21 protein-coding genes and 1 pseudogene are annotated in these 19,817 nt (G+C 29.4%); 18 read left to right on the top strand and 4 right to left on the bottom strand.

Annotation, left to right across the window (positions count from 1 at the left end; genetic code table 11):
* Positions 1-38 precede the first annotated feature (38 nt).
* The 12 genes and pseudogenes from ACQ629_RS13100 (at position 39) to ACQ629_RS13045 (ending at position 9,434) form a co-directional block, all read left to right on the top strand.
* Positions 39-419, top strand: a complete 381-nt coding sequence (locus ACQ629_RS13100) for a DoxX-like family protein (protein WP_483705680.1) — start codon at positions 39-41, stop codon at positions 417-419.
* Positions 416-1,155 (top strand): annotated as a pseudogene (locus ACQ629_RS13095) (DUF2071 domain-containing protein). The gene ACQ629_RS13100 and the pseudogene ACQ629_RS13095 overlap by 4 nt, the downstream one beginning before the upstream one ends.
* Complete coding sequence (locus ACQ629_RS13090; RefSeq protein WP_483705678.1) at positions 1,143-1,925, top strand: methyltransferase domain-containing protein; 783 nt, start codon at positions 1,143-1,145, stop codon at positions 1,923-1,925. Before ACQ629_RS13095 ends, ACQ629_RS13090 begins: the two are co-directional and overlap by 13 nt.
* Positions 1,909-2,304, top strand: coding sequence for a hypothetical protein (locus ACQ629_RS13085; protein WP_483705676.1), 396 nt, complete (start codon positions 1,909-1,911; stop codon positions 2,302-2,304). Before ACQ629_RS13090 ends, ACQ629_RS13085 begins: the two co-directional genes overlap by 17 nt.
* A gap of 269 nt (positions 2,305-2,573) precedes the next feature.
* Positions 2,574-2,999, top strand: coding sequence for a MarR family winged helix-turn-helix transcriptional regulator (locus ACQ629_RS13080; RefSeq protein WP_483705674.1), 426 nt, complete (start codon positions 2,574-2,576; stop codon positions 2,997-2,999).
* Positions 2,996-4,507, top strand: coding sequence for an amidohydrolase family protein (locus tag ACQ629_RS13075; RefSeq protein WP_483707231.1), 1,512 nt, complete (start codon positions 2,996-2,998; stop codon positions 4,505-4,507). The genes ACQ629_RS13080 and ACQ629_RS13075 overlap by 4 nt, the downstream gene beginning before the upstream one ends.
* A gap of 863 nt (positions 4,508-5,370) precedes the next feature.
* Positions 5,371-6,261, top strand: coding sequence for an OmpA family protein (locus tag ACQ629_RS13070; protein ID WP_483705672.1), 891 nt, complete (start codon positions 5,371-5,373; stop codon positions 6,259-6,261).
* 12 nt (positions 6,262-6,273) lie between these two features.
* Positions 6,274-6,756 carry a hypothetical protein gene (locus ACQ629_RS13065; protein WP_483705670.1) on the top strand — a complete coding sequence of 161 codons (483 nt, stop codon included), beginning with the start codon at positions 6,274-6,276 and terminating at the stop codon, positions 6,754-6,756.
* A gap of 108 nt (positions 6,757-6,864) precedes the next feature.
* Positions 6,865-7,059 carry a leucine-rich repeat domain-containing protein gene (locus ACQ629_RS13060; protein ID WP_483707229.1) on the top strand — a complete coding sequence of 65 codons (195 nt, stop codon included), beginning with the start codon at positions 6,865-6,867 and terminating at the stop codon, positions 7,057-7,059.
* Entirely contained in the window at positions 7,025-7,267 is a 243-nt protein-coding gene (locus tag ACQ629_RS13055; RefSeq protein ID WP_483705668.1) for a hypothetical protein, read from the top strand. Before ACQ629_RS13060 ends, ACQ629_RS13055 begins: the two co-directional genes overlap by 35 nt.
* Positions 7,268-7,277: 10 nt before the next feature.
* Positions 7,278-7,559 carry a hypothetical protein gene (locus tag ACQ629_RS13050; RefSeq protein WP_483705666.1) on the top strand — a complete coding sequence of 94 codons (282 nt, stop codon included), beginning with the start codon at positions 7,278-7,280 and terminating at the stop codon, positions 7,557-7,559.
* Positions 7,560-7,784: 225 nt separating this feature from the next.
* Positions 7,785-9,434 (top strand): amidase family protein, encoded by a 1,650-nt coding sequence (locus ACQ629_RS13045; protein ID WP_483705664.1) that lies wholly within the window; start codon positions 7,785-7,787, stop codon positions 9,432-9,434.
* 91 nt (positions 9,435-9,525) lie between these two features.
* Here the strand turns inward: ACQ629_RS13045 and ACQ629_RS13040 are convergent, their stop codons facing one another.
* On the bottom strand, positions 9,526-9,750 hold the full coding sequence (locus ACQ629_RS13040) for a hypothetical protein (protein WP_218772832.1): 225 nt from the start codon (positions 9,748-9,750) through the stop codon (positions 9,526-9,528).
* Positions 9,751-9,771: 21 nt separating this feature from the next.
* Complete coding sequence (locus tag ACQ629_RS13035) at positions 9,772-11,163, bottom strand: MATE family efflux transporter (RefSeq protein ID WP_483705662.1); 1,392 nt, start codon at positions 11,161-11,163, stop codon at positions 9,772-9,774.
* Positions 11,164-11,275: 112 nt separating this feature from the next.
* Between ACQ629_RS13035 and tpx the strand changes: the two genes are divergently transcribed.
* The 6 genes from tpx to ribB all read left to right on the top strand — a co-directional run bounded on the left by tpx (position 11,276) and on the right by ribB (position 17,986).
* Positions 11,276-11,773, top strand: a complete 498-nt coding sequence (gene tpx / locus ACQ629_RS13030) for a thiol peroxidase (protein ID WP_483705660.1) — start codon at positions 11,276-11,278, stop codon at positions 11,771-11,773.
* Positions 11,774-11,779: 6 nt separating this feature from the next.
* Positions 11,780-12,160 carry a diacylglycerol kinase family protein gene (locus ACQ629_RS13025; RefSeq protein ID WP_483705658.1) on the top strand — a complete coding sequence of 127 codons (381 nt, stop codon included), beginning with the start codon at positions 11,780-11,782 and terminating at the stop codon, positions 12,158-12,160.
* A 27-nt stretch (positions 12,161-12,187) separates the two neighbouring features.
* On the top strand, positions 12,188-14,611 hold the full coding sequence (locus ACQ629_RS13020; protein ID WP_483705656.1) for a DNA translocase FtsK: 2,424 nt from the start codon (positions 12,188-12,190) through the stop codon (positions 14,609-14,611).
* Between the two features lie 41 nt (positions 14,612-14,652).
* On the top strand, positions 14,653-15,306 hold the full coding sequence (gene lolA1 / locus ACQ629_RS13015; RefSeq protein ID WP_483705654.1) for an outer membrane lipoprotein periplasmic chaperone LolA1: 654 nt from the start codon (positions 14,653-14,655) through the stop codon (positions 15,304-15,306).
* Positions 15,307-15,393: 87 nt separating this feature from the next.
* Entirely contained in the window at positions 15,394-16,866 is a 1,473-nt protein-coding gene (locus tag ACQ629_RS13010) for an LptF/LptG family permease (RefSeq protein ID WP_483705652.1), read from the top strand.
* On the top strand, positions 16,844-17,986 hold the full coding sequence (ribB, locus tag ACQ629_RS13005; RefSeq protein ID WP_483705650.1) for a 3,4-dihydroxy-2-butanone-4-phosphate synthase: 1,143 nt from the start codon (positions 16,844-16,846) through the stop codon (positions 17,984-17,986). The genes ACQ629_RS13010 and ribB overlap by 23 nt, the downstream gene beginning before the upstream one ends.
* Before the next feature lie 68 nt (positions 17,987-18,054).
* Here the strand turns inward: ribB and ACQ629_RS13000 are convergent, their stop codons facing one another.
* The gene (locus ACQ629_RS13000) at positions 18,055-18,996 is read right to left on the bottom strand and encodes an NAD(P)H-dependent flavin oxidoreductase (protein WP_483705648.1); all 942 of its coding nucleotides are present in this window, start codon (positions 18,994-18,996) and stop codon (positions 18,055-18,057) included.
* Positions 18,989-19,795: a toxin-antitoxin system YwqK family antitoxin gene (locus tag ACQ629_RS12995; RefSeq protein WP_483705646.1), complete on the bottom strand. Its 807-nt coding sequence runs from the start codon at positions 19,793-19,795 to the stop codon at positions 18,989-18,991. Before ACQ629_RS12995 ends, ACQ629_RS13000 begins: the two co-directional genes overlap by 8 nt.
* Positions 19,796-19,817: the final 22 nt, after the last annotated feature.

Raw genomic sequence — 19,817 nt, 5'->3', positions numbered from 1 at the left:
TTATTAAGGTTACCTGCAAGCGCAAAAAAAGAAACTGAATGCAAAAAAATATAATTCAAAATATTTTCAAGTATTCAATTGCTTTAGTTTGGATTGCAAATGGGCTACTTTGTAAAGTCTTAAATTTTGTTCCAAGACACGAACAAATTATAGCACGCATTTTAGGAGATGAATATTCAAGACCATTGAGTATTTTAATCGGAATTTCTGAAATTGGAATGGCAATATGGTTTTTAAGCGATATAAAGTCACGTCTAAATACAATTGCTCAAATTGGAATTGTTGCAACTATGAATATTCTCGAATTTATTCTTGTGCCTGATTTATTACTTTGGGGTAAATTGAATTCAATGTTTGCGTTTGTTTTTATAATTGCAGTCTATTACAATCACTTTCATCTAAATAAAAAAGGTTTATGATTTCATTTTTAAAAAATCATCCTTTTGCTGTTGAAACTCATTTTGAAAGTTCGACTGTTTTGACATTTGCAATACCTAAAGAGGAATTAGAAGAGTTTATTCCAGAATGTTTAGAATTAGATACATTTCAAGACAAATGGGCTTTTATGCAGTTGCAATGGTTCAAACAAAAGAATTAAGACCTAAAGGTTTTCCTAAATTTATTGGGAACAGTTTTTTCCAAATTGGTTATCGAGTATTTGTACGATATACCAATAACACAGGAAAAAAATTAAGAGGTTTATATATTCTAAAATCAGAAACAAATAAAAAGAAAATGGAATTTTTGGGTAACATTTTCACACATTATAATTACTCGACAACAGATATATCAGAAGTAAACAAAATTGATTTTAAAGTTATTAAGTCTATCAAATCTGAATTCACTTTAAAAATAAACACTACAGAAAAAGAAATAAACTTGCCTGAAAATTCACCATTTGAAAATTGGAAAGAAGCAAGACGATTTGCGGGGCCTTTACCTTTTACATTCACTTACAATGAAGAAAAAAGGGAAGTCTTAATAATTGAAGGTGTTAGACAAAATTGGAAACCACAACCGATAGAAATTGGTTATTATATTTTTTCGTTTATTAACAAATTTAATTTCCAAAATTCTGTTTTAGCAAACGCTTTTGTAATTGAGAACATTCCATATTATTGGAAAAAAGGAAAAATTGAGAAATGGAAAAAGTAAGAAAACCGTTTCAAGGAATATTAAATATTATCCGTTTCAATTGGCATTTTTATGTAATTGCTATTGTTCTTGTTCTTGTTCTTGTTCTTGTTCTTGTAATACTAACAATCCTTTTATCAGCCTACGTTAATCCAACAATTAAAATAATCTTAAAAATAATTAGTGTTTTAATATTAATAACAATTTTAGTATCGTTATCTATTTCATATTATGTGTATGATTTGTCGGATTTTTACACATTAAAATGGATTAATAATAATGATAATAACATTTCAATAATTAATATAAATGCAGGTTTTGATGAAACAAGTGCATTACTTAAAAAGAAATTTATAAACTCAAATTTGATAGCACTTGATTTTTACAATCCTGACAAACACACAGAAGTATCCATAAAACGAGCAAGAAAACAATATCCACCTTATCCGAATACACAAGAAATAGAAACCTCAAAAATTGATTTAGAAAGCAATTCAATTGACAAAATATTTGTAATTCTATCAGCACACGAAATAAGAAAAAAAACAGAAAGAATTGTTTTTTTCTTAGAACTAAAAAGAATATTAAAACCAAAAGGACAAATAATTGTCATTGAACATCTAAGAGATATTACAAATTTTATAGCATATAATATTGGTTCATTTCATTTTCATTCAAAACCAACTTGGTTGAACACTTTTTGTGAATCGGAATTAACAGTAGTATCTGAAATTAAAAACACGCCTTTTATATCAACCTTTACACTCGAGAAAAATGGAATTACATTATAAAATAATAGGAATTATATTAATTGCATTGGCATTTGTTCATGTCATTTTTCCAAAGTATTTTAAATGGAAAGAGGAATTGAAATCTTTAAGTCTAATAAACCAACAAATTATGAAAGTTAACACTTTCTTTATTGCTTTGGTTGTGTTTCTTATTGGTCTTTTATGTCTAACGTCATCAAATGACTTAATTAATACCGAATTAGGAAAAAAAGCATCACTTGGTTTCGGAATATTTTGGAGTTTTAGATTAATTATTCAGTTTTTTGGGTATTCTTCTAAACTGTGGAAAGGAAAAAAAATGGAAACTATAGTTCATATAATATTTTCGTTTTTATGGACATATTTAAGTTATATTTTTATAACAGTTTATTTAACCTAAAGTACTGAAAACAGAAAATCCAGCAGGTAACAATGTGTAAAAAAACATAGGGTGTTTGCTCTGAACCAAAGGTCTGTGAATATTAACTAAGTCTACCAAATATAAAATCTGGCGTTTATAGTAGAAAAAAAAGCTAAGTACTTAATTGAAAGCTCACTACTTTTTAATACCACACGAAACGTTATCAAAAACATACTTCAGCCTTAATTTAAACACATTTCTCTTTTATTCATTTGATATATCAAATATATCTGTATCAAATAAAATGATTGAATTACCATCAAAGACTATTTTTTATACCACTGAGAAAAGAATATCGTCGATTCGCCCAGCGAAATCTAAATAAGACGATTGATAAAATCACTATTGACCAAGCGCTTCTTTTAACATTCCATAATAAACATCCTAAACTTTCCCAAAAAGAACTTGCCGAACTAATGTTTAAGGATAATGCTTCGATAACAAGAATGATTGAATTAATAACGAAGAAAGACTTTTTAAAAAGATTAGTAAATAAAGAAGATAGAAGAAAATACAATCTAACCATTACCGTAAAAGGAGAAAAGATACTTAGTGATATAAATGAAATAGTTTTATCTAATAGAGAAGCCGCTTTAACAGGAATTACAAAAGAGGAAATAGCACAAGTAATCAAAACTTTAAACAAACTAATAAACAACTGTAACACAAAATAATAATAAAAAAAATACTTAAATACGTATCAATATTAATTGGATTACTATTAATAGTTGTACTTTTTTTATATCTATATCCAATTGCAAAACCGTTAAGCCAAAAGGCAGATACCAATAATTATATTATTTCAAACATAAATATTATAGATGTTGCAAATGATTCAATTATAAAAAACCAATCTATTGTTATTAAAAATAATAGAATAGTTAAGATTGCAGTTAGTGATGCTATTTCAAAAGACAATAATACTAAAATTATTGATGGTACCGGCGAATATACTTTAGCGGGTTTATGGGATATGCATTCTCACTTAGCATTTCAAATTGCGCCACAAGTTATAATGCCTTTACATATTGCAAATGGAGTTACAAATATTAGAGACATGCATGGAGTTGTTAATATAAATGAAGAGATAATTAAATGGAGAAAAGAAATAGAGTCTGAAAAATTATTAGGCCCAAGATTAATAGGTTTTGCTGATGAAATTGTAGGGGCAAATTATGATGAGCAAAACGTCTTAGATGTAATAAATAGAACAGCAAATGATAAACGGACTTTTATAAAAATTTATTCAGGAATACTATCTGAAAGATATTTCGAATTAGCAAAAGAAGTAAGAAAGCAAGATGTTGTTTTTGCCGGACATTATCCAAATGCAATAAACCCAATAGATGCATCAAATGCTGGGCAACGAAGTTTTGAACACGCTCATTTATTCTTAAAACACGCCAATTTAGAGGCGGATAAAAATCGTGAGTATTATAGAGCTATGTATGCCGATGAAGAATTCGACGAAAAAAACAAGCCTTCATCAATTGAAATGTTGAAAAATTTCGACTATAAAAAATTCTATGAGTTAGTAGATGTAATGGTAAAAAACAAAACTTATTTCTGCCCAACACATATAACTCGAAAATATGAAGCCTTTACTAATAATAAATTATTTTTAAATGATGAAAATCTAAAATACATTCCGCACCTAGTTTCTTTAATATGGAAAGATGATGTAAGCGGAATGAAAGAATACGCAAAACAAGAAGGAAAGAAAGAATACTTAAACAATTTTTATACAAAAGGATTAGAATTAACAGGGTTAGCTCATAAAAAAGGTGTAAAAATTTTGGCGGGAACAGATTCATATGACCCATATTCATTCCCTGGAATTAGTTTACATAATGAACTTGAAGAATTAGTGAAAGCAGGTTTATCTCCAGCAGAAGCTTTAGCATGTGCCACAATAAACCCTTCAGAATATTTTCAAGTTTCAAGAGATTATGGAACTATAGAAGAAGGAAAAATAGCCGATATATTGATTTTAAACAAAAACCCTTTAATTGATATTAAAAATACGACTTCAATAGAGCATCTTTTTTTTAATGGAAATCTTTACAATAAAGAAGATATAGATAGCATGAAAAAATATGTTAAAGACAATGCTTTTGGAATAGATGGACTATCAATTTCCGTAAAAATGTTCTTTAGGCTAATGAAAGATAATAGACATTAAAAGCAACACATAACACCAAATATAATTTATTGCAAGTTCTAGCCTACTTATGGAAAAACTTCCAGATTTTTTATTCGTTTTCATTTGTTAAATTATGTACTTAAAACACGCAACAAACCATATACCAAACGATAGTGAACACTTACTTGAGCAATTTGTTTTAAAATATAAAAATTTACTTAGCTCTACCATACTCTATTTAAAACTAATTGTAAAAAAATTGCTTGTTAAATCTTATTAAAATAAGATTTAACAAGCAATTTATATCGAAAAATAAGTCTTGAAAACAACCTTATTCTTAAGCTTCCATTTCTATATCGTAAAACTCTCCTGCCCTATTCATTAAACAACTAGTTCGATGGTAATATCCTCTTCTGTTTCTCCTGTTAATCTTTAAACTACGTTACTTAATCGTCTTTTAAGTTGATTAAAAACGTGAAATTCTCTATACAATACAAAAATATCTTCTGGGTAATTGCTATTATCTGCTTATAAAAATGTAAGTAAATTCATAAAAAACGTATAATATATATTTTATTTATCCTCAATAATTGAGTTTGTTTTAATAAATTTTAAAGTCCATTTATAGCTGATAAAAAATAAAATAGAGGCCGTTGTTAAACCTACTGGCAAGTCTAACTAAAAGATAAAATAACCTTCTTTCTAATAACTATTTGCTATGTATTATTTTAAAACAAGAATGAAAGTATTATACTATACTAAATACACAAGAAGAGTACTCCTAAATAAATAATGAGGAATTAAAAAAACAACCCACTGTTATTCAATACCTTAATTTTTTTTATTTCAGAAAATTATCTATATTTAACAATATTAATTTATTAAATACACCCCTATAAATAATGAGAAACTTTTTACAAGCTTTTCTCGCTTTTTTAGTATTCGCAAGCATCGCTCAATTTATTTATCTTAAAAATAAAGAAATAACAAAAAAAAATAGCGAAATACAGATTATAGAAACGAAATCACCTACCATAAAAAGAGATTCTATTAAAAAAAAGGCCTTAAATTTTGAATTTAATAATGAATTAACGTCTTTAAAATTTAAACATAAATTTATTACTTCTTCAAAAAATAATAAAGTCATTTTTCCTAGACAATTTTATTATTTTAAAGATTCTATCTTCAACTTTCTAAATAATAACCAACAAAAAGAAATCATTATTACTGCCTATTATATTAATAATGAAATAGTTAAAAACAATTCTAATCTAGGTATGGAACGTGCTAGTTATTTAAAAAGAAAACTTGTAGAATATGGTGTAAATCCTATGAAAATTATTACCAAAAAAAAACTAGCTGACTATAAGTACGATTCAAGAGGGTATTATGCTGATGGTATTTCAATTCAACATCAAAACATACATCCAAAAAAACTGCAAACTATTCAACAAGAAATAACAAGTAAAAAAGTACTTACTTACCTTGGTTCTGAAAATTTTAAACCCAATAGAATGTTATATGCTTACGTTTTAGAAGTTAAGAATTATCTAACTAAAAATAAAACTGCAAAAATTAATATTATAATATATATAAATCATATTGGTGATAAAGAAATAAATGATAAGATAGGTTTACAAAGAGCCAAGAGTATTTCTAATTACCTGATTAAACAAGGAATAGATAAAACAAAAATTAATACACTTTCTAAAGAAATAGCTAAACCTATTGATACTAGTGCCTCTAAAAAAGAGAAAGCTAATAACAGGAAAATTGAAATAGTAATTAACTAAAATTCCGAAATCATGTTTTTTAACTACTTAACCTTATTATATTCTATTGAATTATTTCTATGGATGCTAGGCTCTTTTTTAATCGGCTATATTTTTTCTATGAAATTTTATAATAAAAAAAGGTTTAAAGAAAATCATTCAGCTACAGAAAAGAATATTACAGAAAACAACATACAAGAAGAGCCTGAAAAATTAGTTATTAGAGCTGTAAAAACAGTTGAAAGAGGCGGAATAGAAATAAAACAGCATAAAAAATTAAATTTTAATGCCATAGGTATTGCGTCTAAAAATGATAAAGATGACTTATGTAAAATTAAAGGAATTGGTAGTGTTATTGAAGTAAAACTAAACAAAATAGGAATTTTCACTTACAAACAACTTTCTAATTTATCAGAAGATGATTTAGAAACTATTACATACTTAATTCAGTTTTTTCCTGGAAGAATTAAAAAAGATAATTGGAAAGAACAAGCTAGCAAACTTTTAAAAAAGTAATAAAAACCAGCATAAAACAATTATTTTTTTTCTTGACTTTTCAATTAAAAAAAAGAAATTCACTAATTAAAGGCGTAACAAACTAAATTAGATTTATCCTCTAATGAGATTTCAGATGGTGCAGGATTAGAAGATAAAACGCATTTACTTGATTTAAATATAAGTAATAATCAGATTAAGTATATTTCCTTTCTTCAACAATCAATAAATCTAACTTCGCTATACTTAGATAAAAACAAAATTATAACGGTTGATACTTTAAAAAAAATTGGTAGAACTAGAAATCCTCTCTCTAGAGAATAACAAAATCGTAGATATTAAACCTCTTGAAAACCGCTGTGAATTACGTGATTTAGAACTCAACGGAAATAACATTTCAACGATTCCTCTAAGCGTTGCGAAACTTGATATAGCGATCGAAAAAGCTATGGATCTCTACAAAACAGTAACACTCCCAAAAGCAATTGTAAAAAAAGGTACGGCTGCAATATGTCGCCTTAGCTTCTGCTGATTTTGAACTCATGAATGATTTTGATTCGTATGCTAAGTTCGTATTATTTGTAGACACAAGCTTACCTGACTATCCAGTTGTAATCTTAGATTCTCAAAATAATTTTAAAGTTGTTTATGAAACCTTTGATATGTTTTATAAGTGTTTAAAAAAAATCTTACGCCATCAACAGTTAGAAAAAATAAACAAAACTATAACTATAAATAATACAGGGCTTGGTGCTTGCCTATATTTAGAGTCTAAAGCCAAGTTCACCAAATCTTTTGAATTGGTTTTATATAGAAAAAGATAAAACAAAATATAACAATTCACTTAGTTTAGCCACACTCAATTTAAATACTAATTATAAAACAAAAATTGCTTATTAACTTATACTTAATATAATAAGCAATTGATTTATAGAAATTGTAGCTAATCTCCTCCTCTTGATTCTTTATTTAAAAATAACGATATTGGTTAGCTATTAATTAAATAAACACTGTCAATAACTATATAATACTATAAAGAATCACTTCTTATGAAAAAATTCGCTTTCCTTTTGTTATTTATTGTGCTTACAGTTGCCTGTAAACAAGAACCTAAAACTACCATATCTCCATGGAAGCCTTATAATGAAGCTGAAGAGTTGGTTAAAAATGCAACTCATGAATCGGTAAGAATGCGTTACAAACTTATTCAATCACAAGTTCTCGACAAAAACGAAATTTGGAGAAACGTTTCAGATCAAATTAACGATTTCTCCGAAGAAAATTATCAAGCGCTTAAACCTTTCATCTTTGAACAAGACATACTAACAATTCAATCCCATATTAAGTCTGGTAATCTTTCGTATAAAACACTAACGCAATGGTATCTTTATAGAATCGTTAAACATGAAAACGACAAAGACAAAATGTTAAATGCAATAGTTGCAATTAACCCTGATGCTGTTAACCAAGCAAAGAAAAAAGACAAAAACAAAACTGTTAATGAGCATCCTATTTATGGCATGCCAATACTTATAAAAGATAATACGAATACCGAAGGTATGCCTACAACAGCCGGAACTCATTTATTAAAACATCATAGAGCATCCGATGCGTTTATTATAAAAAAAATGAAAGAGAAAGGAGCTATCATTTTAGGAAAAACAAACCTTAGCGAATGGGCTAATTTTCTATTTATGGGAGGCCCAAATGGATTTAGCGCAATAGGAGGCCAAACTCTTAATGCCTATGGTCGTAAAATATTTGATACTGGTGGCTCTAGTTCTGGTAGTGGGGTTGCAATGGCTGCAAATTATGCCGCCGCCGCAGTAGGAACAGAAACTTCAGGTTCAATTTTATCTCCTTCGAGTATAAGCTCTCTCGTGGGGTTAAAACCAACTGTTGGGTTATTAAGTCGCAGTGGTATTATTCCTCTTTCAAGTACTTTAGATACACCTGGCCCAATGACCAGAAACATAACTGATAATGCTATTTTACTTTCTGCTATGAGTGGCGAAGATCCTGATGATTCTACAACCAAGAACAATCCAAAAAACAAAAATTATTTAGAAAACCTGAAAAAAGGAACTTTAAGTGGGCTACGATTTGGTGTTAACAAAAGATTTTTAAAAGATTCTATCTATAAATTAAACATAAAAAAAATCATATCATTGGGTGGTATCGCTATTGAATTTGAACCAGAGAATGTAGATTTTAATGGCTTCGGTGATTTACTAAGTGCAGATATGAGAATAGATCTTCCAAATTATTTAAATAAATATATGGCTGATAATATAACCATACGCACTATGAAAAACATTGTGGAATATAATAAGCAGGATTCTTTAGTTAGAATTCCATACGGACAAGCGCGCTTCCATAGGGCAACAACAGTAAATTTAAGCCCTGAAGAATTAATCGAATTAAGGACTAGGTTGCATAATGAAGGAGTACGTTATTTCGAAACACCTATGATAAAGCATCAACTAGATGTAATTTTAACTATCAACAACAGAAATGCAGGTTACGCAGCAGCTGCTAAATACCCATGTCTTACTGTTCCTATGGGGTACACGAAAATAGGACAACCAACAGGCCTTACATTTATTGGAAGACCCTTTGAAGAAGACAAACTTTTAAAAATTGGGTACGCTTTTGAACAAGCAACTAAAGCAAGAAAATTACCTAAAGAATATAAATAAACTAACTGCAAAACAAAAATTGCTTGCTAAAACCTATTCCAGAATATTTAGCAAGCAATCTATGTCTAAAAATAAATATTTAGAAAATTAACTACTCTAAACCTTCCATTTCTTTATCGTAAAACTCTCCTGCCTTATCCATTAAACCAGCTAGTTCAGTGGTAATATCTTCTTCAGTTTCTCCTGTTAAATCTTCAAACCACTCAACTTCATCGTCTTTTAAGTTGATTAAAAAACGTGGAAACTCTGTATGCAATACAAAAATATCTTCTGGATGATTGCTATTATCTGCTAATAAAAATTTAGGTAAATTCATAAAAAACGTATTATATATATATTATTTATCCCCAATAACTGGGTTTGTTTCAATCAATTTTAAAGTTAATCTATTAAATCTAATAAAAAGTAAAATAGATGCTGTTGTTAAACCTGCTAGTAAACCCAACCAAATACCAAAACTACCATACGTTTCTTCAGTTCCTAAAAAATAACTGATAGGAAACCCCACAATCCAATAAGATATAAAAGTAATTATTGTTGGTATTTTAACATCTTGTAATCCTCTTAACGCACCTAAAATTACTACTTGAATACTATCAGATATTTGAAAAATAGCTGCCGCAATTAATAAATTCGCTGCAATTTTCATTACCTCCATATTATCCGCATAGTTTTCAGCATCACTTAAATCAACATATAAATTAGGTAGCGATTTATGAAATAGGTAAAATATAGTTGCAAACCCAATTGCTAATATAATTCCTAATAAAAAGATAGAAAAAGCGATTCTTCTAAGTTCTTTAAAATTTTTTAAGCCTTTTTGATTTCCTACTCTAATCATAGATGCAACCCCTAACCCCATAGCGACCATAAATGTCATTGAAGATAAGTTTAAGGCTATTTGATTTGCTGCTTGCGCATTTTTACCCAACAAACCACTTAGCCAAATGGCTGCCGTAAAAATAGCTACTTCAAAAAACATTTGCATAGCACTTGGTGCTCCAAGGTTTATTATTTTACGAAGCATTAATTTATCGAGTACAAATAATTTTATATCTGACACCAACAGCTTAGAACGTTCTTTTCTTTTTAAAATCCACCAAAGGTGAAATACCATTACGAATCTAGATAACAATGTTCCGTATGCAGCACCAACAATTCCCATCTCTGGAAAACCAAATTTTCCGAAAATCAACAAATAATTTAAAATTACATTTAAAACATTGGCCAAAATTGTAGCATACATTGGGTAACGTGTCATCGACAAACCATCACTAAACTGTTTAAAAGCCTGAAAAACAATCATCGGTATTAAAGAAAACGCTACCAAATCTAAATACGGAATTGCCAATTCAACAACTTCCACTGGTTGTTTCATCAAATACATTAAAGGTTTAGATAAGAAAACCAATAGAAACATTAAAATACCTATAGCGGTGCATAAAAATAATCCGTGTTTAAAAGTAGATTTAGCCTCTTTAAAGTTATTAGAAGAATCTGCCTCGGCTATTAAAGGTGTAATTGCGGTTGAAAAACCGATTCCTAAAGACATGGCGATAAACATAAAACTATTTCCTAAAGAAACCGCTGCTAATTCGGCAGTTCCTAATTGCCCTACCATAATATTATCTACAAAACTAACAAAAGTATGCCCTAACATTCCTAACATTACTGGGGCTGCAAGTTTCCAATTGTATTTAAATTCTGATGTGTATTGTTGTAAATTCAAAAGGTATCGTATTTCGAAACGCGAAGATAACTTTTTTAAGAGTCCGCTCTCTTTATCTTCTTCGTTTTTTAATTAATTTAATTATCTTTGATCTTTATAAAACAAACAGAAAATGGCTACAATAACACTTAAAGGGAATTCAATAAACACAACAGGAAATTTACCAGAAAACGGTAGTAAAGCAATTGATTTTTCTTTGGTTGCAACCGATTTGTCTACTAAAAAATTAACTGACTTTTCAGGAAGCAGATTAATCTTAAATATTTTCCCTAGTGTAGATACTGGAACATGCGCAGCGTCTGTTAGAGAATTCAATAAAAAGGTTGCGAATTTAGATAATACAAAAGTTTTATGTATCTCTAGAGATTTACCGTTTGCACAAGGTCGTTTTTGTGGAGCCGAAGGGATTGAAAATGTAATTATGTTATCTGATTTTTCTAGTGGTAAATTCGGAAAAGATTACGGCTTAGAAATTAAAAACGGACCATTAGCTAACTTACATTCTCGTTGTATTGTTATAATTAATGAAGAAGGCGTAGTAACATATACTGAACAAGTAAGTGAAGTTGTTGATGAACCTAATTACGAAGCTGCTTTAAAAGCTTTATAATTCTTTATGAAAAATCCGAATGATGGTTTTATTAAAGGAAGGTTACGTAGTATGACCTTTGCTTTAAGAGGAATGTGGTTATTAATTACTACTGAAGACAGTATTAAAGCGCAACTTTTTTTTGGCTTTATTGCTACTGTTTTGGGTTTCTATTTTAATATATCAATCAATGAATGGATGATTCAAACTTTAGTTATTGGTATGGTTTTAGTAGCAGAAGCTTTAAATACCGCTGTTGAAAAAATAGCTGATTTTATTCACCCTGATTATCATAAAAAAATAGGTTTTATAAAAGATATTGCAGCAGGTGCACCTGCTTTTGCTGCCTTTGCCTCGTTGATTATTGCAGGTATAATTTATCTTCCTAAAATAATAGCTATATTGTAACGTTCAATTTATTTCTAACATAAATACATGGCAAAAAAAAAGACAACGACTCAAAAGAAACAACCTAAAGATAATTCGCCTAAAAAGATTTTTTCTTTTCTTTCGTACAAGCACAATCAAACTATTTTAGGAGCTTTTTTGGTGCTTTTTTCAATATTTTTAACTGTTGCTTTTATTTCTTTTTTCTTCTCATGGCAAGAAGATCAAAGTGCTTTATCACAGTTTTCAAATAAAACAATTCCTACTAAAAATTTATTAGGCAAAATTGGTGCTAAATTAAGTAATTTCTTTATTTACAAAGGCTTTGGTTTGGGTGCTTTTATTATACCTGTTACGCTATTTTTAACAGGAGCAAGAATTTTACTTCAAACCAATTTAAAGAGAATTATAATTTCATGGAACTGGGGCTTACTAATAATGCTTTGGTTAGCTATTTCATTAGGGTTTGTCGAAAAAAAGAACGCACTATTATCTGGTGTTATCGGTTTTGAGTTAAATGAATACTTGCAAACATTTTTAGGTAAAACAGGATTAATCATTTTATTGTTTTTCTTTTTGGTTGCTTATTTGATTATTCGTTTTAGCATTACTCCTGAAAAAATCAGCGAAAAGATAAAAACGGCTAAAGAAAATAAGATAATAGATTCTACAACTGTTTCCGAAAACACTACTACTGAAACGGTCGTAGAAGAAAAGAATATGGCACCTAAATCTGGATTTGAATTGTCTGTTGAAAACTTACAACCTACTATTTCAAAACATTCTGAAGTAAAAAATTCTGCCCCAACACAAGAAGAAGAAATCACTTTAAATGTAAATTTAAAAAGTGAACCTTTAGTAACAGTTTCAGACGAAACAAGAAAAGAAATTGAAATTGCTATTGAACAAAATTCTGAAGAAAAAAGTGTAACTGAAAACTTATCAGATAAATTAGTTAAAGATTTTGGTGAGTTTGATCCTACATTAGATTTAGGTAATTTTAAATTCCCTACTTTTAATTTGTTAAAAGAATACAACGAAACTATTTCTATAGATCCGGAAGAACTTGAGGCTAATAAAAACCGAATTTTAGAAACGCTTAAGAACTATAAAATTGGTATTGCTCAAATTAAAGCCACTGTAGGGCCAACAATTACATTATATGAAATTGTTCCTGAAGCCGGTATTCGAATTTCAAAAATAAAAAATTTAGAAGATGATATTGCCTTATCGCTTTCTGCTTTAGGTATTCGTATTATTGCTCCTATTCCAGGTAAAGGAACGATTGGTATTGAGGTTCCTAATAAAAAATCTACCATTGTTTCTATGCATTCTGTTATTGCATCAAAGAAATTTCAAGAATCTCAAATGGAGCTTCCTATTGCCTTGGGTAAAACCATTTCTAATGAAACCTTTGTGGTCGATTTAGCTAAAATGCCTCACTTATTAATGGCAGGTGCAACGGGACAAGGTAAATCTGTTGGACTGAATGCTGTTTTAACTTCTTTACTATATAAAAAACACCCGGCAGAGGTTAAGTTTGTTTTAGTCGATCCGAAGAAAGTAGAATTGACATTGTTCAATAAAATTGAACGTCATTATTTGGCAAAATTACCCGATAGTGAAGATGCTATTATTACAGATACTGCCAAAGTTGTAAATACATTGAATTCTTTATGTATAGAGATGGACAACCGTTACGACTTGCTTAAAAACGCCATGGTTCGTAATATTAAAGAATACAATACTAAATTTAAAGCTCGTAAACTGAATCCGAATGATGGACATCAGTTTTTGCCATATATTGTTTTGGTGATTGATGAATTTGCCGATTTAATTATGACTGCTGGTAAAGAGGTAGAAACACCTATTGCTCGTTTAGCACAATTAGCACGTGCTATCGGAATTCACTTAATTGTAGCTACACAAAGGCCTTCTGTAAATGTAATTACAGGGATTATTAAAGCAAACTTCCCTGCAAGAATTGCATTTAGAGTAACCTCTAAAATAGATTCTAGAACAATTTTAGATGCTGGTGGAGCAGATCAATTAATTGGTCGTGGAGATATGCTATACACTGCAGGAAATGATTTAAACAGAATTCAGTGTGCTTTTGTGGATACACCTGAAGTTGAAAAAATAACAGATTTTATTGGTTCTCAACGTGCGTATCCTGATGCTTACTTATTACCAGAGTATGTTGGTGAAGAAGGTGGCACAAATGTTGATATAGACATTGAAGATAGAGATAAGTTGTTTAAAAGCGCTGCTGAAGTTATTATTACAGCACAACAAGGTTCGGCTTCTTTATTGCAACGTAAATTAAAGTTAGGATATAATAGAGCTGGTAGAATAATAGATCAATTAGAAGCTGCAGGTATTGTTGGTCCTTTTGAAGGAAGTAAAGCAAGACAAGTTCTAGTTCCTGATTTTGTTGCTTTAGAACAATTATTAGAAAACGAAAAAAATTAATATTTATAATAATATTCCGGTATCGGAAGAAAAGATATAAAATGAGAAAACTAGCATTATTATGTATTGGATTATTTATTAGTGTAAACACCATAGGCCAAAACACTTCTACGCAAGCTAAACAGTTATTAGATGAAGTTTCAAATAAAATGGGAGCTTACAATAACATGCGTATTGGATTTAACTCTTCTTTAATTAACAAAGAAGCGGGTATAATGAACGATCCTCCTATACGCGGAGTAATTACACTTGCTGGAGAAAAATATAATTTAGATTATTTAGGTAATAATTTTGTTTTTGATGGAAAAAAATTAGTCGTAATCAACAAAGAAGAAAAAGAAGTAAATATCTCTAATGGAGATTTAGAAGAAGAAGATGGATTTATTTATCCGTCTAAACTACTAACTTTTTACAAAGAAGGCTATAATTTTTCTATGGGGAAATTAGAAAACAGTAACGGTCGTAAAGTACAGTTTGTAAACTTAACACCTATTGATAGTAACTCTGATATTATAAAAGTTCAATTAGGAATTGATGCTAAAACTAAGCATATATATAAATTAATTCAAATAGGATCTAACGGAGCAGAAACAACTTTTACAATAACTAAATTTAAAAGTAATCAACCTATTTCTAAAAACCTATTTTCTTTTGATAAAGAGAAGTACCTGAAACAAGGATACTTTATCGATTAATTTTAAAATACATGTTTTGTTAATAACACTAAAATCATTAACAAAACTTTTATTCTTTTATCCATCTAACCCACTACCTTTGCTACTGTGAAAACATTAGACAAATATATTTTAAAAAGCTTCTTACAGCCTTTTTTCGCCACATTCTTAATCATACTATTCGTTTTAGTAATGCAAGCGCTTTGGCTTGCTTTTGATAATTTTGCTGGTAAAGGAATTAGCCTAATAATTATCTTAAAGTTTCTTTGGTATACCATGCTACTCATGGCACCACAAGCTTTACCTATAGGAGTACTACTCTCTTCTATTATGACTTTAGGTGGCTTATCTGAAAACTACGAATTTGCTGCAACAAAATCTGCTGGTATTTCATTGCCAAGAATGGTAAGACCTTTAATATTCTTAACCATTTTTTTAAGTGCTGTAAACTTTGTGTTCTTAAACAATGTATATCCGTATGCAATGTTAAAGCAACTAAACATGAAGGTGAACATTAAAAAGAAACAACCTGCAATTGCTTTAGTAGCAGGAAGCTTTAATACTGAATTACCAAACTTTCAAATCAAATTTGAAGAAAAGTATGGTGAAGAAAATAATCTTTTAAAACAAGTAATGATTTATGATTTATCTGCGAAAAAAGGAAATAATAAAATTATTACTGCGAAAAAAGGGAAAATAATTTCTGAAGAAGGCAGTAGGTATATGACCTTAATTTTAGAAGATGGTTATTATTTTGAACATCATATAAGCAACGGAATGACATTTAAAGAAAAGCAAAAAATGCCTGCTTCTCATGCTTATTTTGATGAATATACTATTAATATAGATATCTCTTCTTTTAGTGAAGATGATATTGGTGAAGAAAAATACACCAGGCAGTACAACATGTTAAGCCTAGCACAACTTAAGGATACCTTGCCTGCCTTGAAAAAAAACTATGATGCTTTTATTTCTAGCAGATCTAAAAACATATTTTTAAGTATTGATATAGAAGATTTACATTCATATCCTGACTCTTTAATTAACAAAGAACTTTCATCAGATATACTACAGAATTTTGAACTCAGGGAAAAACAAAACATATTAAACACTGCCAACTCAAAAATTAAACGAAGCTTAAATAATTATAAATCAAATAAAGAAACATTAAAAAGAAAAAGAAAATATATTAACTTATATGACATTGAGTTTTATAATAGGGTTGCTTTTTCACTTTCTTGTTTATTACTTTTCTTTATAGGAGCACCATTAGGATCTATCATAAGAAAAGGAGGTATGGGCTTACCTATGATTTTAGCTATTGGTATATATGTTCTTTATTTCTTTACAAATACTTTTGGAAGAAATTTAGCTGAAGAAAGCTCAATAACAGCCATAACAGGCTCTTGGCTAAGTGTATTATTAATGCTACCTTTGGCTATAACATTAACTATTAGAGCAAGTAAAGATAAGGGATTATTTGATTTTAAAACCTTTATTAGTCCACTTGCCAACTTACTTAAAAACATATTCTCTAAAGAGAGTAAACAACATAACAATGACAACACAAACAGCAACTAAAATTCAATTGCATACAATTGAAGAGGCTATACAAGACATTAGAGACGGAAAAGTTATAATTGTAGTAGATGATGAAGACCGTGAGAATGAAGGAGATTTTTTAGCCGCTGCAGAAAAAATAACTCCAGAAATGGTTAACTTCATGGCAACACACGGTAGAGGGTTAATTTGTACACCACTTACCGAAGATCGCTGTAAAGAACTTGAGTTAAACATGATGGTTAACAACAATACAGACCCTCTAGAAACTGCTTTTACTGTTTCTGTAGACTTAAGGGGAAAAGGTGTTACCACTGGAATTTCTGCTGCCGATAGATCTAAAACAATTAAAGCTCTAGTTGATGCTGATACAAAACCTTTTGATCTTGCTCGCCCAGGACATATTTTTCCTTTAAAGGCTAAAAACGGAGGTGTTTTAAGAAGAACTGGTCATACCGAAGCAGCTATAGATTTTGCGCGCTTAGCAGGTTTAAAACCAGCCGGTGTTATTGTAGAGATCATGAACGAAGATGGTACCATGGCTCGTTTACCTCAATTATTAAAAGTAGCTAAAAAATTCGACCTTAAAATTGTTTCTATTGAAGACTTGGTTGCTTACAGAATGGAGCATGATTCTTTAATTGAAAAGAAAGAAGATTTTAATATACAAACTCGTTTTGGTGATTTTCGTTTAAGAGCTTATCAACAAACTACCAATAAACAAATCCATATAGCTTTAACGAAAGGTAATTGGACAAAGGATGATGCTGTGTTAACCAGAATTAATTCAACTTTAATTAATAATGATATTCTTGGTACTTTAACCAACAATGCTGACAAAAAACTAGATCAAATGTTTAGTGTCATTAATGAAGAAGGAAAAGGTGCTATTGTTTTTATCAATCAAGAAAATCAAGCTTTAAACTTATTAAATCGTTTAAGAGGTTTAAAAGACAACCAAGCAAAGGGAGAAATGAAGGCTCCAAATGTGGTGATGGACAACAAAGACTTTGGTATCGGTGCGCAAATATTACATGATTTACACTTACATAAATTACGTTTAGTTTCAAACACAAAACAAACCAAACGTGTTGGTATGATTGGTTACGGATTAGAAATTGTAGACTACGTAAATTATTAAAACATACATTTTACAAAACAAAAAAGGAAGCGATATAGCTTCCTTTTTTATGCTATAAATCTCACTAATTATAAATTAGCTACTGTTAATTTAACTTCGTGATATTCCTTTACAATCTCTTCAAGAACTTCTTTAGCTGACTTTATTTCATTTATAATTCCTGCTATTTGTCCAATTTCAAGCTCTCCATTTTCTAAATCACCTTCAAACATTCCTTTTTTAGCTCTTGCACGACCTAACAATTCTTTAATTTGTTCTATAGATGGATTTTTTTGATACAACTCTTGTACTTCATTATAGAATTTGTTTTTTACCAAACGAACGGGTGCTAATTCTTTTAAAGTTAATTGTGTTCCACCATCTTTAACAGCTACAATCGTTTTCTTAAAATTATCATGCGCAGAAGATTCTATAGTTGCTGCAAAACGACTACCAATTTGCACTCCGTCTGCACCTAAAACCATCGCTGCTAACATTCCTCTCCCTGATCCTATTCCGCCTGCTGAAATTACAGGGATTTTAACCTCTTGCTTTACCATTGGTATTAAAGTAAGTGTTGTGGTCTCTTCACGTCCGTTATGTCCACCAGCTTCAAAACCTTCACAAACTACAGCATCTACTCCTGCTGCTTCGGCTTTTAAAGCAAACTTTACAGAACTTACAACATGTACAACCGTAATTCCTTTTTCTTTTAAATAAGAAGTCCACGTTTTAGGATTTCCTGCAGATGTAAAAACTATTTTAATACCTTCTTCAATAATAATATCCATGATTTTTTCAATATCAGGATATAACATTGGTACGTTTACTCCAAATGGTTTGTCAGTAGCTTTTTTACATTTCTGAATATGTTCTCGTAAAACATCAGGATACATAGATCCTGCTCCGATTAAACCTAATCCGCCTGCATTAGAAACAGCTGATGCTAGTTTCCATCCAGAAACCCAAATCATTCCTCCTTGAATAATTGGATATTTAATATTAAAAAGTTGTGTGATTTTATTATTCATTGAATACGACTCTAAAATTTAATGGATAAATATAATGTGTGGGTATTTTTCTACCTTTAGAAATAGTGGGATAAAACTCTTTTATGTTACTTAAATAAATCTCTATATCTCTATTAAGAGCTTTGGGTATATCAGATAATATATTAACATTTGAAATAGTTCCATCAATATCAACAATAAAATCCAAATAAATATATCCAACTACTTGAAATTTTATAAAATCATGTATTTTAGACATTCTTTTATTAAACAAAGCCATACCTCCCTCATAACTAAGTTTCTTATTTAAAATAGCTGGTTTTTCTAAACTTTTAACGCCTTCAATATTATACACTATTTTTTTTACTAATTTTCCTTGACTATAATACTCTCTCAGTGCTATATTTCCATTCAAATAATAATACTTCCAAACACCTACTTTATAACCATTCTGATATGTTCCTATGAAGTTTTTAGCACCATTATAAAACCATGTTTGTATTGAGCCGTGATAATCTCCGTATGAATTATAATTAACATCAGATGTTAATTTTTGTCCTCTAAAAAAAGTTTTATGATTTCCTATTGGATATTTCTTATCAACTCCCTTATAATATCCAGTGCTTAATAACTTACCTAATCTATTAAACTTTTTAACAATCCATTTCTCCCCTTTATTAACCTTAGTCTCTATAAATAAAGTTCTATTTTTTATTTTAGTTATTTTATTATCAATATCTAAATAATTAACAATAGAATCTTTTTGCGAGTATCCTTGAAAACTATAAAATAAAATAATTAATAGCAATACTTTTTTCATATTTTTCTTTTCTTTTTTATGA

Source organism: Tenacibaculum sp. SM2510 (assembly GCF_057002845.1).
This window is presented reverse-complemented; position numbering and strand designations above follow the sequence as displayed.

Bases quoted from the DNA above. Each gene is read 5' to 3' on its own strand.
- ACQ629_RS13100 (WP_483705680.1), top strand. From the start codon at position 39: ATGCAAAAAAATATAATTCAAAATATTTTCAAGTATTCAATTGCTTTA.
- ACQ629_RS13090 (WP_483705678.1), top strand. From the start codon at position 1,143: ATGGAAAAAGTAAGAAAACCGTTTCAAGGAATATTAAATATTATCCGT.
- ACQ629_RS13085 (WP_483705676.1), top strand. From the start codon at position 1,909: ATGGAATTACATTATAAAATAATAGGAATTATATTAATTGCATTGGCA.
- ACQ629_RS13070 (WP_483705672.1), top strand. From the start codon at position 5,371: ATGAGAAACTTTTTACAAGCTTTTCTCGCTTTTTTAGTATTCGCAAGC.
- ACQ629_RS13065 (WP_483705670.1), top strand. From the start codon at position 6,274: ATGTTTTTTAACTACTTAACCTTATTATATTCTATTGAATTATTTCTA.
- ACQ629_RS13050 (WP_483705666.1), top strand. From the start codon at position 7,278: ATGAATGATTTTGATTCGTATGCTAAGTTCGTATTATTTGTAGACACA.
- ACQ629_RS13045 (WP_483705664.1), top strand. From the start codon at position 7,785: ATGAAAAAATTCGCTTTCCTTTTGTTATTTATTGTGCTTACAGTTGCC.
- ACQ629_RS13040 (WP_218772832.1), bottom strand. From the start codon at position 9,750: ATGAATTTACCTAAATTTTTATTAGCAGATAATAGCAATCATCCAGAA.
- tpx (WP_483705660.1), top strand. From the start codon at position 11,276: ATGGCTACAATAACACTTAAAGGGAATTCAATAAACACAACAGGAAAT.
- ACQ629_RS13025 (WP_483705658.1), top strand. From the start codon at position 11,780: ATGAAAAATCCGAATGATGGTTTTATTAAAGGAAGGTTACGTAGTATG.
- ACQ629_RS13020 (WP_483705656.1), top strand. From the start codon at position 12,188: ATGGCAAAAAAAAAGACAACGACTCAAAAGAAACAACCTAAAGATAAT.
- lolA1 (WP_483705654.1), top strand. From the start codon at position 14,653: ATGAGAAAACTAGCATTATTATGTATTGGATTATTTATTAGTGTAAAC.
- ribB (WP_483705650.1), top strand. From the start codon at position 16,844: ATGACAACACAAACAGCAACTAAAATTCAATTGCATACAATTGAAGAG.
- ACQ629_RS13000 (WP_483705648.1), bottom strand. From the start codon at position 18,996: ATGAATAATAAAATCACACAACTTTTTAATATTAAATATCCAATTATT.
- ACQ629_RS12995 (WP_483705646.1), bottom strand. From the start codon at position 19,795: ATGAAAAAAGTATTGCTATTAATTATTTTATTTTATAGTTTTCAAGGA.